Below are 14407 nucleotides of genomic sequence, written 5' to 3' on the forward strand. Positions count from 1 at the left end.
CAAAAAAACTATCGCGCAAGCTGCTGCTCCGAAGCCAATTGTAGTGAAGGCTCGGGGCCAACGGGGCGCGATAGTTGCAAGCATTATTCACAGACCGCTACTGAAATTACAAATCCATCAGCAACCGGCGCGGGTCTTCGAGCGCCTCTTTGACGCGGACGAGGAAGGTCACAGCACCTTTGCCGTCGACGATGCGGTGATCGTAGCTGAGGGCGAGGTACATCATCGGGCGGATCTTGATCTCTCCGTCGATGACCATCGGGCGGTCCTGGATCTTGTGCATGCCAAGGATGCCAGATTGCGGCGGGTTCAGGATCGGCGAGGACATCAGCGAGCCGTAAACGCCGCCGTTCGAGATGGTGAAGGTGCCGCCCTGCATTTCGGCCATCGACAGCTTGCCGTCGCGGGCGCGGCGGCCTTTTTCGGCGATGGCTTTCTCGATCTCGGCGAAGGACATCGAGTCCGCATCGCGGATCACCGGCACCACAAGACCCTGCGGGGTGCCCGCAGCGACGCCCATGTGGACGAAGTTCTTGTAGACGATGTCGGTGCCGTCGATCTCGGCGTTCACTTCTGGCACTTCCTTCAGCGCGTGGCAGCAGGCCTTCGTGAAGAAAGACATGAAGCCAAGGCGCACGCCGTGCTTTTTCTCGAACTGGTCCTTGTACTGGCTGCGCAGCGCCATCACCTCGGTCATGTCCACCTCGTTATAGGTGGTCAGGATCGCGGCTGTGTTCTGCGCGTCCTTGAGGCGGCGGGCGATGGTCTGGCGCAGGCGGGTCATCTTGACCCGTTCCTCGCGCGCGGCGTCGTCGGCGCTGACCGGACCGCGCGGCGCGGCGGGTGCGGCTGCCGGGGCCGGGGCACTGGAGGCGGCGGCGACGGCCTTGGCGACGTCTTCCTTCATGATCCGACCGTCACGGCCCGAGCCCTGTACCTGGTCGGGGGAGAGGCCCGCTTCGGCCATGGCCTTCTGGGCGGAGGGTGCGTGTTCCACATCCTTGCCACCGGTCGAGGCCGGTTGTGCGGCGGGCGCGGGCGCGGTTTCCTGTGCCGGGGCAGCGGCCGCTGCGCCTGCGCTTCCCCCGATCACGCCAAGCTTGCCGCCCGCTTCCACGGTGCTGCCTTCGTCAGCGAGGATCTCCGACAGGACACCGGCGGTGGGCGCCGGGACCTCGACGGAGACCTTGTCGGTTTCCAACTCGCAGAGCATCTCGTCCTGCGCGACGGTGTCGCCGACCTTCTTGAACCAGGTCGAGACGGTGGCCTCGGTCACGGATTCGCCCAAGGTCGGGACCATGACGTCGACGCTCTCACCGCCGCCGCTTGCGGCAGGGGCTGCGCTGGCTTCGGCTTTGGGCGCTTCCGCTTTGGCCGGGGCCGCTGTGGCCTCACCGCCTTCGGACAGTGTGGCAAGCAGGGCATCGACGCCGACGGTTTCCCCTTCGCCCGCGACGATCTCGGCCAGCGTGCCGGCAGCGGGCGACGGCACTTCGACCGTCACCTTGTCGGTTTCCAGCTCGCACAGCATCTCGTCCACGGCGACGCTGTCGCCCGGCTTCTTGAACCAGGTCGCAACCGTGGCTTCGGTCACGGATTCGCCCAGGGTGGGGACTCGCACTTCGGTGGTCATTTATGTGTTCCCTTCGATCGTCAGCGCTTCGTTCACGAGCGCGGCTTGCTGTGCTTTGTGTTGGCTGGCCAGACCTGTCGCAGGTGAGGCCGATGTGGCGCGGCCCACGTAGCGCGGGCGGTCATGCTTGGCGTTGATGCGGCTCAGCACCCATTCGAGGTTCGGCTCCATGAAGGTCCAGCCGCCCTGGTTCTTGGGCTCTTCCTGGCACCAGATCATTTCGGCGTTGGGGAAGCGCTCGAGCTCTTTCACGGCAGAGATCGCCGGGAACGGATAAAACTGTTCGAACCGCAGCAGGTAGATGTCGTCGATGCCTCGCGCGTCGCGCTCTTCGAGCAGGTCGTAGTAGACCTTGCCCGAGCACATCACGACGCGTTTGATCTTGTCATCCGCCACCAGTTCGGTGTCCGAGTTGCCGTGCTGCGCATCGTCCCACAGCACGCGGTGGAAGCTGGACCCGGTGGTGAACTCCTCGGCCTTCGAGACCGCCAGCTTGTGCCGCAGAAGCGACTTCGGCGTCATCATGATCAGCGGCTTGCGGAAGGACCGGTGCAACTGGCGGCGCAGGATGTGGAAGTAGTTTGCCGGGGTCGTGCAGTTGGCGACGATCCAGTTGTCCTGACCGCACATCTGCAGGAACCGTTCGAGGCGCGCGGAGGAGTGCTCCGGTCCCTGACCTTCGAAACCATGCGGCAGCAGGCAAACGAGGCCCGACATGCGCAGCCATTTCGACTCGCCCGAGCTGACGAACTGGTCGAACATGATCTGCGCGCCGTTGGCGAAATCGCCGAACTGCGCTTCCCAAAGCGTCAGCGCGTTCGGTTCGGCCAGCGAATAGCCGTACTCGAAACCCAGCACCGCATATTCGCTGAGCGCGGAATCGATCACCTCGTAGCGTGCCTGACCTTCGCGGATGTGGTTGAGCGGGTAGTACCGTTCTTCCGTATCCTGGTTCACGATGCCGGAGTGCCGCTGGCTGAACGTGCCGCGGGTGCTGTCCTGACCTGCAAGGCGCACCGGGTAGCCTTCGGTCAATAATGACCCAAATGCCAGTGCCTCGGCGGTGGCCCAATCGAAGCCTTCGCCGCTTTCGAGCATGCCTTTCCGGCTTTCCAACAGACGCCCCACCGTCTTGTGCAGCGGGAAACCATCGGGAAGGCGGGTCAGCGCATCGCCCACCTGTTCCAGCGTTTCCGGTGTGATCGAGGTCTTGCCGCGTTGGTACTTGCCCTGTTTCTGACGATCCAGATGGCTCCAACGGCCATCAAGCCAGTCGGCCTTGTTCGGTTTGTAGCTTTTGCCCGCCTCGAACTCTTCGTTCAGATGCGCCTGGAAGGCCGCCTTCATATCCTCGATTTCGCCCTCGGGGATAAGGCCGTCCTTGACCAGTCGTTCGGTGTAAAGGCTGAGCGTTGTCTTATGACCCTTGATCTTCTTGTACATCAGAGGGTTGGTGAACATCGGCTCATCGCCTTCGTTGTGTCCGAAGCGGCGGTAGCAGAAGATGTCGATCACCACGTCTTTCTGGAACTTCTGGCGGAACTCGGTCGCGACCTTGGCCGCGTGCACAACCGCTTCCGGGTCATCCCCGTTCACGTGGAAGATCGGCGCTTCGACCACGAGTGCGTTGTCCGTCGGGTAAGGGGACGAGCGCGAGAAGTGCGGCGCGGTGGTAAAGCCGATCTGGTTGTTCACCACGATATGGATGGTGCCACCCGTCTTGTGGCCGCGCAGGCCGGACAGCGCGAAGCATTCGGCCACGACGCCCTGACCGGCAAAAGCCGCATCGCCATGCAGAAGGATCGGCAGAACCTGCGTGCGTTCGGTGTCGCCGATCTGATCCTGCTTGGCGCGCACCTTGCCCAGAACCACCGGGTTCACCGCTTCGAGGTGCGATGGGTTGGCGGTCAAGGAAAGGTGCACGGAATTGCCGTCGAATTCGCGGTCCGAAGACGCGCCGAGATGATATTTCACGTCGCCCGAGCCATCGACCTCGTCGGGCTTGAAGCTGCCGCCCTGAAACTCGTTGAAGATCGCGCGATAGGGTTTGCCCATCACGTTGGCCAGAACCGACAGGCGGCCCCGGTGGGGCATGCCGATCACGATCTCTTTCAGGCCAAGTGAGCCGCCCCGCTTGATGATCTGTTCCATCGCGGGGATCAGGCTTTCGCCGCCGTCGAGACCAAACCGCTTGGTGCCCATGTACTTGACGTGCAGGAATTTCTCGAAGCCCTCGGCCTCGACCATCTTGTTGAGGATCGCTTTCCGGCCCTCGCGGGTGAAGGCGACTTCCTTGCCGAAGCCCTCGATCCGCTCTTTAAGCCACGCAGCCTGTTCCGGGTCGGAGATGTGCATGTATTGCAGCGCAAACGTGCCACAATAGGTGCGCTTCACGATATCGACGATTTCCCGAAGTGATGCGATCTGGAGGCCGAGGACGTTGTCGATGAAGATCGGGCGGTCCATGTCGGCCTCGGTGAAGCCGTAGGATTTCGGATCAAGCTCGGGGTGCGGGGTCTGTTCACGCATGCCCAGCGGATCGAGATCGGCGGCAAGGTGCCCCCGGATCCGGTAGGCGCGGATCAGCATCAGCGCGCGGATGGAATCCAGCACGGCGCGCTGCACCTGGTCGTCGGTAACCTCGACGCCCTTTTCCTGCGCCTTGGCCTTGATCTTGTCGCCTGCGGCCTTGGCCTCTGCGGGCGGCGCGGGCCACTGACCGTCAAGCGCGGCGGTCAGATCATCGTTCGGCTGCGGCGGCCAGTCGGCGCGCGCCCAGCTTGGACCGGTGGCCTCTTTCTTGACGCTGATCTCGTCGTCGCCCAGCTGCCGGAAGAACGCCTGCCACGCCTCGTCGACCGCGTTGGGGTCGCTCGCGTAGCGCGCGTACATCTGTTCCAGATATGCCGCGTTGTGCCCCTGCATGAAGCTGGAGGCGTGGAATTGATCGTTGGGGCTTTGATCGGTCATTGGGGACGCTCCCTAAAGGCGTGATCTTTTGAATTCTTACTCGGCAGGTCTTTTTTCGTACATTTTCACTTCGAACGAATGTCGGAGGTGCATCTTGTAATCCGTGAACGCGGCAAGGCGTTCTGGATCAATTTCGCGTACAATTGTGAACGTGCCTGCTTCGGTTTCTGTCGGCTGCACCACACGTGCGCTGAATTGCGCCGCAGTCATCATCGCGTTCGCCGCAGGAAACTCACGAAGGTCAGAGAACAGAGAGAGAAAGCTTTTAGGTGGCACGTCGGTTGACACGACAACGCAATCCGCTCCTGCACCGTAGGCGCCCGGACTCATAAGCACCAAAACCGCATCGGGCGCCGCAGGGTTCACCAGCAAACGCCGGGTCGGATCGCCGAACAATTCCGAGGGATCGGCATTCGCAATATACGACTTTGCTGCTTCATGCTCGGACGAGATGGCCCGCTTCATGTTGACCATCGCTTCTATGTTGGCATCACGTCTTGCCATGGGGTCGTGAGATACCAAGCGCGTCCAAATGATCTCTTGAATGAGGTGACCCCACTCTGCGTAGTCCGCATTTGTCAGCAAGCGCCAGTCAAGATCGCCAGCGGCTTCCAGAATGCCAGCCATGCCTTCCTCGAACCGCTCGCACACGAGTACTGCATCAATGTGCGCGCGCGCTTCATCCGTTTTGGAATGCACCGCGGTCGCAATGGTGCTTGCGCCGACCATCAAAAGACCAGCGACAGCCCTGGCAGCTCCTTCTCGGACTATCGACATTCCCAACATATCTCCCGGAACTCTCGTTTATTTGGTCCCAGGAGCAACCCGGGACCTCCGTTTCACCCGATCGCCTCAAGCACGGCCTCGCCCAACGACGCGGGGCTTTCGGCGACGACGATGCCAGCGGACTTCATCGCTTCGATCTTGTCCTCGGCACCGCCCTTGCCACCGGCGACAATCGCGCCCGCGTGGCCCATGCGGCGACCCGGAGGGGCGGTGCGGCCCGCGATGAAGCCAGCGGTCGGCTTCCAGCGGCCTTTCTTTTTCTCGGAGGCGAGGAATTCGGCGGCTTCTTCTTCCGCAGAACCACCGATCTCACCGATCATGATGATGCTCTCGGTCTCGTCATCGGCAAGGAACCATTCCAGCACGTCGATATGCTCGGTCCCCTTGATCGGGTCGCCGCCGATGCCCACGCAGGTGGACTGGCCAAGGCCAACGTCTGTCGTCTGTTTCACAGCCTCGTAGGTAAGGGTTCCCGAACGGGACACAACCCCGACCGTGCCGCGCTTGTGGATGTGGCCGGGCATGATGCCGATCTTGCAGGCATCCGGCGTGATGACACCGGGGCAGTTCGGGCCGATCAGGCGCGAGGACGAGTCCATCAGCGCGCGCTTGACCTTCATCATGTCGAGCACCGGAATGCCTTCGGTGATGCAGACGATGACTTCCATCTCGGCGTCGATCGCTTCGAGGATCGAGTCCGCCGCGAAGGGGGGCGGGACGTAGATGACCGAGGCATTCGCACCGGTCTCGTGCTTGGCCTCGTGGACCGAGTTGAAGACCGGCAGGTCCAGATGCGTCTGCCCGCCTTTGCCGGGGGTCACACCGCCAACCATCTTGGTGCCGTAGGCGATGGCCTGTTCGGTGTGAAATGTGCCCTGAGACCCGGTGAGGCCCTGGCAGATGACTTTGGTGTTTTCGTCGATGAGGACGGCCATGTTAGTTGGCTCCTTAGCTATTCTATTTTGCGTTGGTGCAATGGCGCACCGTTGTGTTGTTCACCGAGGCCGGTAAGTTGGCCCCGAACAGGGCAGGAAGACTCCGCTTCTTGGTCCGGTAGTGACTTGCGGCTTGCATTCAATCGCGTGGTTCAATCGCACTGCTGCGCCAGGTGTCTTGGGAAAGAAGTCACCAATATCGTAGGCGAGGCTGCGCTGCGGGTCGTAGGGCCCGGAAGGCCACGTTTTGTAGGCGGCAACGTAAATGCGGTGTGCATAAGGTGCCTTGTCTGGGAAGCGTGGCGGCTCTGTAAAGAACCGCCTCCAAGCCCCAGACACGTGGCTGGACAAACCATCTCCAAACTCCGCGTTCGACAATAGCTGATGGGCTTCCACCCAGATGCTAGCCAGTTGACTTGATTGAGCGGGGGTCATGCCTTCAAGCCCGACATAGCAGCTGCCCGGAAAATATAGGATACGCACTGCATCGTCCGGAGACGTGATCCTGAAGCGAGTTACTTGGCGACCACCTCTAACCGTGACACGCTCTTGAGACACTGCAAACCCAGCCCGTCTCATTGCTTGGCTGACTGTGGTCGGACTGCTTGCATGGGAACATGCACGCGCAGCACGTTGTGCCACAGCAAAACTCTGTGCGTTGGCAGGCATTCGGCTCACTGTCGAAGTATCGACGGGTGGTATTCCACACCCTGGCAATATCGCAATGCACGCAGCGGCTATGATGGACAAACGAAGCATTGGAGAGACTTAGCCCTTAACCGCCTTCACGATCTTCGCGGCACCGTCTTTCAGGTCGTCCGCTGCGATCACGTCCACGTCCGACTCATTGATGATCTTCTTACCGGCTTCCACGTTTGTGCCTTCGAGGCGCACAACGAGCGGGACTTGCAAACCAACTTCTTTCACCGCGGCCACGACGCCCTCGGCGATGACGTCACAGCGCATGATGCCGCCGAAGATGTTGACAAGGATGCCTTTGACATTGGGGTCAGAGGTGATGATCTTGAACGCCTCGGTCACCTTTTCCTTGGTCGCGCCGCCGCCCACGTCGAGGAAGTTGGCAGGCTCGGCCCCGTAGAGCTTGATGATGTCCATCGTCGCCATCGCCAGACCCGCGCCGTTGACCATGCAGCCGATCTCGCCGTCCAGCGCGATGTAGTTGAGGTCGTACTTGGACGCTTCGAGCTCTTTCGGGTCTTCTTCGGTCTCGTCGCGAAGTTCGGCAATTTCCGGGTGGCGATAGATTGCGTTGCCGTCGAAGCCCATCTTGGCGTCGAGGCATTTCAGATCGCCCTCATCGGTCACGATGAGCGGGTTGATTTCGAGCATCTCCATGTCTTTTTCGGTGAAGAGCTTGTAGAGCGTGCCCATCAGTTGAACGCACTGCTTTACCTGCTTGCCTTCGAGGCCGAGGTTGAACGCGATGCGGCGGCCGTGGAACGGCTGGTACCCAGTGGCGGGATCGACAGAGAAGCTGAGGATTTTCTCGGGCGTGCTTTCGGCCACTTCCTCAATATCCATGCCGCCTTCGGTTGAGGCGACGAAGGACACGCGGCTGGTCTGGCGGTCAACGAGAAGCGCGAGGTACATCTCGGTCTCGATGCCCGAGCCGTCTTCGATGTAGATGCGGTTGACCTGCTTACCCGCAGGGCCGGTCTGTTTGGTGACCAGCGTGCGGCCCAGCATTTTCTTGGCTTCTTCGGCGGCTTCCTCCACCGACTTCGCCAGACGGACCCCACCGGCCTCGCCAGCGGTTTCTTCCTTGAATGAGCCCTTGCCGCGGCCGCCCGCGTGGATCTGCGCCTTCACCACCCAGAGCGGGCCGTCCATCTCGCCTGCCTTGGTCTTGGCCTCTTCAGCCTTGAGAACCACGCGGCCATCCGACACCGGAGCGCCGTAGCTGCGTAGCAGGGCTTTTGCCTGATACTCGTGGATGTTCATCGGTCAACTGTCCCGTCTTTTGCTGCGATTTTGGCCGATATACGATTGTATACCGACAGAGATTAAAGGCTTTTTTGACGCAGGGTCGGCATTTGAGCGAAAAACCGACATATGTGATCACACGTGAAAATCGTGTGATCACAAACCGGGTGTTGCAGGTGGGATTGATTCGTTGAAGCTGGCCGTTCGGCTTCGAACGTTGCCTGCACCAGGCGGGAATGACCAGCGTCCGCCGGTCTACGGGTGAAGCCTAGCTGACCTTCTGCAGTCCGATCAGTTCCATCATCTCTTCTGGAGTGATCGCCGGGAAGTCTTCGGAATAGCCGAATATGTCGTCGCCCATCCGGTGCAAGGTGTACCCCGCCTTGGAGAGATGCGCGCGGATCTGCGCGTCTTCTTTTTCGTCCTTCCCATTGCTTTCGATCAGGATTGCCTTGGGTTTGATCTTGGAGAGGGTCGCGCCTTTCAGAACGGCCATCTCGTGGCCTTCCACATCGACGACCAGAAGGTCTGTTGTCTTGATCTTTTCGGCCTTGAGGATCGAGGACAGCGTCCGGACCTTGATGTCCGTGCTTTCGATATCGTCATCCTCGGGCGCGGCGACTCCGCTCAAAACAGTCTCGAGACGGGTCTTGTCCAGGGTGGCACACCCCTTGGCCCATTCAGGATACTTGGTCTCTCCGGTCTTGGAGAGATGGTGGAGTTTCAAGGTGCCTGTCTTGTCCGACACGCCGCAATTGACGAGCGTGAAATTATTCCGGCCTTTGTACCTTTTGGAGAGTTCGGAGAAATACGTGGGATTGGGTTCGATAAGCACGCCGCTCCAGTTGCGCGCTTCCGCGATCTTGTAGACGGGATCATCCATCAGGCCATCATTGGCACCGACTTGAACATAGTGCACGGTATCGTCGCCAAGACGTGAGAGCAAAAAGTCTCTTACCCGGTTGACGACCATTTTGGGACGGACACCAATTAACATCACGCAGCCTCCTTTGTGATGGGACCGTTGGCAGGGTTGATGCCGTGTTTCTCACATAAGCGGCCAAGAAAAGATCTTGGATGCGGGACGCCATCGCTCTTTGCCAAAAGGTTTCTGATCTTTGAGCCGTAGAAGTGTACGGACAGTGTTTCTTCCGGAATCGAGATTTTTGCGCGCCACGGCATTTGCAATACACGTGAGATTTCCCCACCGGAGATCGGGTACAGAACGTCTTTCCCGGTTGTGTGCTTGGCTTCATCATGACGCCAGGCGAAATGCGTGATCGCGAACGGCCCCCAGATTTCCCAAGGTAATTCGCTGACATGCATTGGATTTCCCGCCTTGCGCCGGGCTTCATATTCGGCGCGGACCGTTTTGCGCACGAAGGGGAAGTCTTCGGGAAGATCGGGATATTGGTGGGATGTGAATTCGAGCAAGCCCGCAAGCGTTGGCGAGTCTTTCGGCAGACGAAGCACGCCATTGGCGATCACTGTGTTGAAATGATTGCCGAAAAGGTAGTCGACTTCCGGAAAAGGTTTTGTGCAGTACGCGTCCGTGTCCACCCAGATTTCATCGGTTTTCGACAGGAGATGATAGCGAAACTTGTCCGAGTGTGGACCTGCCTTACCGCTTTGGGCATTCACGATGAATTCGGTTGCTGGCAGGATTTCGTTTGCGTCCGCGATCTCAACGCCGTCGGGGACGTTGCCGACCGTGTCATAGACATAGAGCTTGGTCCGGTGACCTGCATCGACAAAAGATTGCAGGCACAGTTGCTCAAGAAACGTCAGAGGTGCCCCAATCCACAAAGAGGCAATGACAGGACGTTCGCTCATGCACGAAACCCCAATTCTACTGCTCGGCTTTTGCCGTCTTTTGGCAGGCACCGTAAGCGTCAGGGATCACGTGTCAATTTTTCGATGTGTTCGGGTAGAACTGCTCTGATGAGTGGCACATCTTTGCTACGCGCGACGGATCTGCGGAACAGAGGCGCACGCACGCGGGCACGTGCTTTTCTCATGGTCTTGTGTACAGGAAGTTGAGCGCTTTTGCACGCCGGTGCGGCCCCCAGAGCGTGTCCGAAGGCCGCGTTATTGACGTAGATGTCAGGCGAGACTTTCGTCGATGCCTTTGCACGCCTCGACCAGGCCTTTGACGGCGTTGACCGAGTTGTCGAACATGGCTTGTTCGTCTTTCGAGAGCTTGATGTCGACGATCTTTTCGATGCCACCGGCGCCGATGATGGTCGGGACGCCGACGTAGAAGCCGTCGAGGCCGAATTCGCCGTCACACCAGGCTGCGCAGGGCAGGAGGCGTTTCTGGTCCTTGAGATAGGCTTCGGCCATTTCGATGGCAGATGTCGCGGGGGCGTAGAAGGCGGAGCCGGTCTTCAGTAGGCCCACGATTTCCGCGCCGCCGTCGCGGGTGCGCTGCACGATGGCGTCGAGCTTTTCCTGCGTGGTCCAGCCCATCTTCACCAGATCGGGGAGCGGGATTCCGGCAACGGTGGAATAGCGCGTGAGCGGCACCATCGTGTCGCCGTGGCCGCCGAGGACGAAGGCGGTGACGTCTTTCATCGACACGTCGAATTCGAGCGACAGGAAGTGGCGGAAGCGCGCAGAGTCCAGAACGCCCGCCATGCCGCAGACCTTGTTGGCGGGCAGGCCGGAGAATTGCTGCAGCGCCCAGACCATCGCGTCGAGCGGGTTTGTGATGCAGATGACAAAGGCGTCGGGGGCGTTGGCGGCGATGCCTTCGCCCACGGATTTCATGACCTTGAGGTTGATGCCCAGCAGGTCATCGCGGCTCATGCCGGGCTTGCGCGGGACACCGGCGGTGACGATGCAGACGTCGGCGCCTGCGATGTCGGCGTAGTCCTGTGTGCCCTTGAGCTTGGCATCGAAGCCTTCGGAGGGGCCGGATTCGGCGATGTCGAGCGCTTTGCCCTCGGGGGTGCCTTCGGCGATGTCAAAGAGAACAACGTCGCCCAGTTCTTTGATGGCGGCAAGGTGGGCAAGGGTGCCACCGATCTGTCCCGCGCCGATGAGGGCAATCTTTGGTCTGGCCATGGAATTTATCTCCGGTCCGTTTTGAGTTTGGCGCTGTGCTAGTCCGAGTGGGTGTATTTCGCAAGTGCGGCGCAGACGCGCGTCTTTGCTGGTGCGGCGGGGCTTGGCGGGATATGTGTTGAAAAACCTGAGGCTTAGCGAGGCGGGCATGGAGGCTCTGAGCTGGACAGTTTTTGCTCTGGGCATCCCCGCAGCGCTGTTTGCCGGGGTGTCGAAGGGCGGCTTCGGGTCTGGCGCGGCCTTTGCGAGCGCCACGATTCTGGCGCTCGCGTTCGAGCCCGCGATGGCGCTTGGGATCATGCTGCCGTTGTTGATGCTGATCGATGTGTCGAGCCTGCCAGCCTACTGGAAGAAATGGAGCTGGCCCGATGTGAAGCTGTTGCTGATCGGCGGTGTGCCGGGGACGATCCTCGGCGCGGTCTTTTTCGGGCTCGTGGACACGGATGTGATCCGGCTGATCATCGGGGCGATTTCGATTGGGTTTGTTGTCTGGCAGGTCGCACAGGCGATGGGTGTGTTCCGTCTTGGCACTCAAGAGACGTCGGCCACGCTGGGGATCACGGCAGGGGTCGGGATCGGCTTCACGAGCTTTATCAGCCATGCAGGCGGGCCGTTGGCGGCGGTCTATTTGCTGGGTCGGAAGCTGAGCAAGACGACCTATCAGGCGTCCACTGTCATTGTTTTCTGGGCGATGAACGTGCTCAAGGCGGTCATCTATGCCGGGATGGGGTTTTTCACGGTGGAAACGCTGACAATCAACGTGTTTCTTGCACCGTTTGCGGTTCTGGGAACCTGGATTGGCATCCGGGCGCATCATCTGGTGCCCGAACGCCTGTTTTTCGGTCTGACCTACGTGTTGCTCACGGTGACCGGATCAAAGCTGATCTGGGATGCCGTAACCTAGGCGGGACATGTTTGTCCGATCTACGCGTCTTCGGACGGTTTCGAAAGCGCCTCTGCCAGTTGTTCGTAGGATTGACCGCTGGCCGCGAGGCAGGTCAGGCCGCGCGCGTTGGTGATGGTGATCGTCCAGGTGCCGGTTTCGGTTGACGCGAACACCTCGACCACGGTGTTGTTTTGCGCGAGGCCCACCGATTGCCGCGTCTCTCCGTAGGCGGAGGCGAGGCGTTCGATCACCTGCTCGCGCGGCGCGCAATTGGCTTGTGCATTGGCAAGCGTCGCGGTCGTCAGAAGCGCGCCGATTGTGAGCAGTGTCATCTTCCAGAAAGTCGTGTGCATGGCCGTCCCCCGATATGGCTGAATGTGGCGGGAAGCGTCCGTATGGGGGCCTTACATTTGGTTAACGGTGCGTTCGGGAGCGGGGATCGAGTGACTTTTTTCTGCGCTGCGGCACATCGGCGCTTGCAGTTTTTGGAAAAGAATGTAGCTGTCTGGCGCAAGATTATTTCGCGTGACGCCGATCAGGAGACCCGACATGGACATGCGCAGCCGCCCTTACCGCTCTGTTCTTTATATCCCGGGGTCAAAAGATCGCGCGTTGGAAAAGGCGCGGTCGCTGCCGGTGGACGCGATCATCTTCGATTTGGAGGACGCCGTCGCGGTGGACGAAAAGCCTGCCGCGCGGGCAACGCTGACAGAGGCCTTGGCGAGCGGCGGCTATGGTCCACGGGTGAAGATCGTGCGGATCAATGGGCTAGATACCGAATGGGGCCGCGCAGATGCGGAGGCGGTGCGGAACATGGACTGCGACGCGGTGCTGTTGCCGAAAGTCGAAAGCGCGGCGCAGCTTGATGCACTGGCCGAGATCACCGGAGACCTACCGATCTGGGCGATGATGGAGACGCCGCGCGGGATGCTGAATGCCGCAGAGATCGCGGCGCATCCGAAACTGGCGGGCATGGTCATGGGGACCAATGATCTGGCCAAGGAGTTGCAATCGCGGTTCCGGCCGGACCGGTTGCCTATGCTGACGTCGTTGTCGCTGTGCCTCTTGGCGGCGAAGGCTGAGGGGTTGGTGATCGTCGATGGCGTTTACAACGCGTTCAAGGATGACGAGGGGCTCAAAGCCGAATGCGCGCAGGGGCGTGACATGGGGTTCGATGGCAAGACGTTGATCCATCCGGCGCAGGTGGAGATTGCGAATACGGCCTTTGCGCCGGCGCCCGAGGAGATCGACCTGGCCCGCCGACAAATCGCGGCGTTCGAAGAGGCCGAGGCGGCTGGGCAGGGGGTCGCGGTGGTCGATGGCAAGATCGTCGAAAACCTTCACGTTGCCACTGCGCGCGAAATACTGGCAAAGTCCGAGGCGATTGAAGCAATTACTGCGGGATAAGCCATGTTCACCCTTCTGACACTCGGTCTTGCGCTGTGGATACTGGCGCATGTCTTCAAACGCGTCGCCCCGGAACGGCGCGCGGCGATGGGCGACAAGGGCAAAGGTATCGTTGCGGTTCTCCTATTCATCAGCCTTGGCCTGATGATCTGGGGCTATCGCGGGGCGGACTTCATCCCTGTCTGGTCCCCGCCGAGCTTTATGGTGCACATCAACAACCTTCTGATGCTTGTCGCGGTGTTCGTCTTCGGTATGAGCGCAACAACCGGGCGTTTGCGCGGGAAAATGCGGCATCCGCAACTGACCGCCGTCAAGATCTGGGCAGTGGCACATTTGCTGGTGAACGGCGATCTGGCGGCGATTATCCTTTTTGGGGGCATGCTGATCTGGGCGGTGCTCGAGGTGATCCTGATCAATCGGGCTGAGCCGGTGTGGGATCGGCCCGAACCGGGTGAGGCGAAGAAGGATGTGGTTCTCGTGATCATCACACTCGTCGCTTATGGCGTGATGACAGGTCTTCACGCATGGCTGGGCGTTTGGCCGTTTCCGGGGTGAGCTATGAAAATCTACCGATTTCTGACCGAGGATGACACATCGGCTTTTTGCCACAAGGTGTCGGATGCATTGAGCAAAGGCTGGGAGCTGTACGGCACACCGACCTACGCGTTCGATCAGGCCAATGGCGTGATGCGCTGCGGGCAGGCGGTGACCAAAGAGATCGACAAACCCTATAGCCCCGACATGACGCTTGGACAGGAGTGACCCCGATGAACGTGCAAA

At 60.3% G+C, this 14407-nt stretch carries 13 protein-coding genes; 4 read left to right on the forward strand and 9 right to left on the reverse strand.

From position 1 onward, the window contains the following. Positions 1 to 106: 106 nt before the first annotated feature. From odhB to mdh, 8 genes are all read right to left on the reverse strand, one after another. The gene (gene odhB / locus BUA42_RS16385; protein ID WP_072779415.1) at positions 107 to 1633 is read right to left on the reverse strand and encodes a 2-oxoglutarate dehydrogenase complex dihydrolipoyllysine-residue succinyltransferase; all 1527 of its coding nucleotides are present in this window, start codon (positions 1631 to 1633) and stop codon (positions 107 to 109) included. After that, on the reverse strand, positions 1634 to 4603 hold the full coding sequence (locus tag BUA42_RS16390; protein ID WP_072779416.1) for a 2-oxoglutarate dehydrogenase E1 component: 2970 nt from the start codon (positions 4601 to 4603) through the stop codon (positions 1634 to 1636). A 36-nt stretch (positions 4604 to 4639) separates the two neighbouring features. Then, entirely contained in the window at positions 4640 to 5380 is a 741-nt protein-coding gene (locus tag BUA42_RS16395; RefSeq protein ID WP_178346922.1) for a hypothetical protein, read from the reverse strand. Positions 5381 to 5442: 62 nt separating this feature from the next. Further along, complete coding sequence (gene sucD, locus BUA42_RS16400) at positions 5443 to 6324, reverse strand: succinate--CoA ligase subunit alpha (protein WP_072779418.1); 882 nt, start codon at positions 6322 to 6324, stop codon at positions 5443 to 5445. A gap of 768 nt (positions 6325 to 7092) precedes the next feature. Further along, positions 7093 to 8286: an ADP-forming succinate--CoA ligase subunit beta gene (gene sucC / locus BUA42_RS16405; protein ID WP_072779419.1), complete on the reverse strand. Its 1194-nt coding sequence runs from the start codon at positions 8284 to 8286 to the stop codon at positions 7093 to 7095. Between the two features lie 250 nt (positions 8287 to 8536). Then, entirely contained in the window at positions 8537 to 9265 is a 729-nt protein-coding gene (locus tag BUA42_RS16410) for an FkbM family methyltransferase (protein WP_084066273.1), read from the reverse strand. After that, positions 9265 to 10101 (reverse strand): hypothetical protein, encoded by an 837-nt coding sequence (locus BUA42_RS16415; protein WP_072779421.1) that lies wholly within the window; start codon positions 10099 to 10101, stop codon positions 9265 to 9267. Before BUA42_RS16415 ends, BUA42_RS16410 begins: the two co-directional genes overlap by 1 nt. A gap of 270 nt (positions 10102 to 10371) precedes the next feature. Continuing rightward, positions 10372 to 11334, reverse strand: coding sequence for a malate dehydrogenase (gene mdh / locus BUA42_RS16420; protein ID WP_072779422.1), 963 nt, complete (start codon positions 11332 to 11334; stop codon positions 10372 to 10374). 148 nt (positions 11335 to 11482) lie between these two features. Here mdh and BUA42_RS16425 point away from each other — a divergent pair, with 148 nt between their 5' ends. Continuing rightward, positions 11483 to 12238 carry a sulfite exporter TauE/SafE family protein gene (locus BUA42_RS16425; protein WP_072779423.1) on the forward strand — a complete coding sequence of 252 codons (756 nt, stop codon included), beginning with the start codon at positions 11483 to 11485 and terminating at the stop codon, positions 12236 to 12238. A 20-nt stretch (positions 12239 to 12258) separates the two neighbouring features. On the opposite strand, the gene BUA42_RS16430 is transcribed toward BUA42_RS16425, so the two are convergent. Continuing rightward, a complete protein-coding gene (locus tag BUA42_RS16430; protein WP_425435039.1) occupies positions 12259 to 12573 on the reverse strand; it encodes a hypothetical protein in 315 nt (104 codons plus the stop codon). A 196-nt stretch (positions 12574 to 12769) separates the two neighbouring features. On the opposite strand from BUA42_RS16430, the gene BUA42_RS16435 reads away from it, so the two are divergent. The 3 genes from BUA42_RS16435 to BUA42_RS16445 are packed head-to-tail and all read left to right on the forward strand — an operon-like array spanning position 12770 to position 14389. Then, on the forward strand, positions 12770 to 13627 hold the full coding sequence (locus BUA42_RS16435) for an HpcH/HpaI aldolase/citrate lyase family protein (RefSeq protein WP_072779424.1): 858 nt from the start codon (positions 12770 to 12772) through the stop codon (positions 13625 to 13627). 3 nt (positions 13628 to 13630) lie between these two features. After that, positions 13631 to 14182, forward strand: coding sequence for an NnrU family protein (locus tag BUA42_RS16440; protein WP_072779425.1), 552 nt, complete (start codon positions 13631 to 13633; stop codon positions 14180 to 14182). A 3-nt stretch (positions 14183 to 14185) separates the two neighbouring features. Then, entirely contained in the window at positions 14186 to 14389 is a 204-nt protein-coding gene (locus tag BUA42_RS16445) for a DUF1737 domain-containing protein (protein WP_072779426.1), read from the forward strand. The last annotated feature ends 18 nt before the right edge of the window (positions 14390 to 14407 follow it).

Source organism: Marivita hallyeonensis (genome assembly GCF_900129875.1).
GTDB classification, from domain to species: Bacteria; Pseudomonadota; Alphaproteobacteria; order Rhodobacterales; family Rhodobacteraceae; genus Marivita; species Marivita hallyeonensis.

Coding starts and splice junctions, on each gene's coding strand:
- BUA42_RS16390 (WP_072779416.1), bottom strand. CDS start 4,603: ATGACCGATCAAAGCCCCAACGATCAATTCCACGCCTCCAGCTTCATG.
- BUA42_RS16435 (WP_072779424.1), top strand. CDS start 12,770: ATGGACATGCGCAGCCGCCCTTACCGCTCTGTTCTTTATATCCCGGGG.
- mdh (WP_072779422.1), bottom strand. CDS start 11,334: ATGGCCAGACCAAAGATTGCCCTCATCGGCGCGGGACAGATCGGTGGC.
- BUA42_RS16440 (WP_072779425.1), top strand. CDS start 13,631: ATGTTCACCCTTCTGACACTCGGTCTTGCGCTGTGGATACTGGCGCAT.
- BUA42_RS16445 (WP_072779426.1), top strand. CDS start 14,186: ATGAAAATCTACCGATTTCTGACCGAGGATGACACATCGGCTTTTTGC.
- BUA42_RS16410 (WP_084066273.1), bottom strand. CDS start 9,265: ATGTTAATTGGTGTCCGTCCCAAAATGGTCGTCAACCGGGTAAGAGAC.
- BUA42_RS16430 (WP_425435039.1), bottom strand. CDS start 12,573: ATGCACACGACTTTCTGGAAGATGACACTGCTCACAATCGGCGCGCTT.
- sucC (WP_072779419.1), bottom strand. CDS start 8,286: ATGAACATCCACGAGTATCAGGCAAAAGCCCTGCTACGCAGCTACGGC.
- sucD (WP_072779418.1), bottom strand. CDS start 6,324: ATGGCCGTCCTCATCGACGAAAACACCAAAGTCATCTGCCAGGGCCTC.
- BUA42_RS16415 (WP_072779421.1), bottom strand. CDS start 10,101: ATGAGCGAACGTCCTGTCATTGCCTCTTTGTGGATTGGGGCACCTCTG.
- BUA42_RS16425 (WP_072779423.1), top strand. CDS start 11,483: ATGGAGGCTCTGAGCTGGACAGTTTTTGCTCTGGGCATCCCCGCAGCG.
- BUA42_RS16395 (WP_178346922.1), bottom strand. CDS start 5,380: ATGTCGATAGTCCGAGAAGGAGCTGCCAGGGCTGTCGCTGGTCTTTTG.
- odhB (WP_072779415.1), bottom strand. CDS start 1,633: ATGACCACCGAAGTGCGAGTCCCCACCCTGGGCGAATCCGTGACCGAA.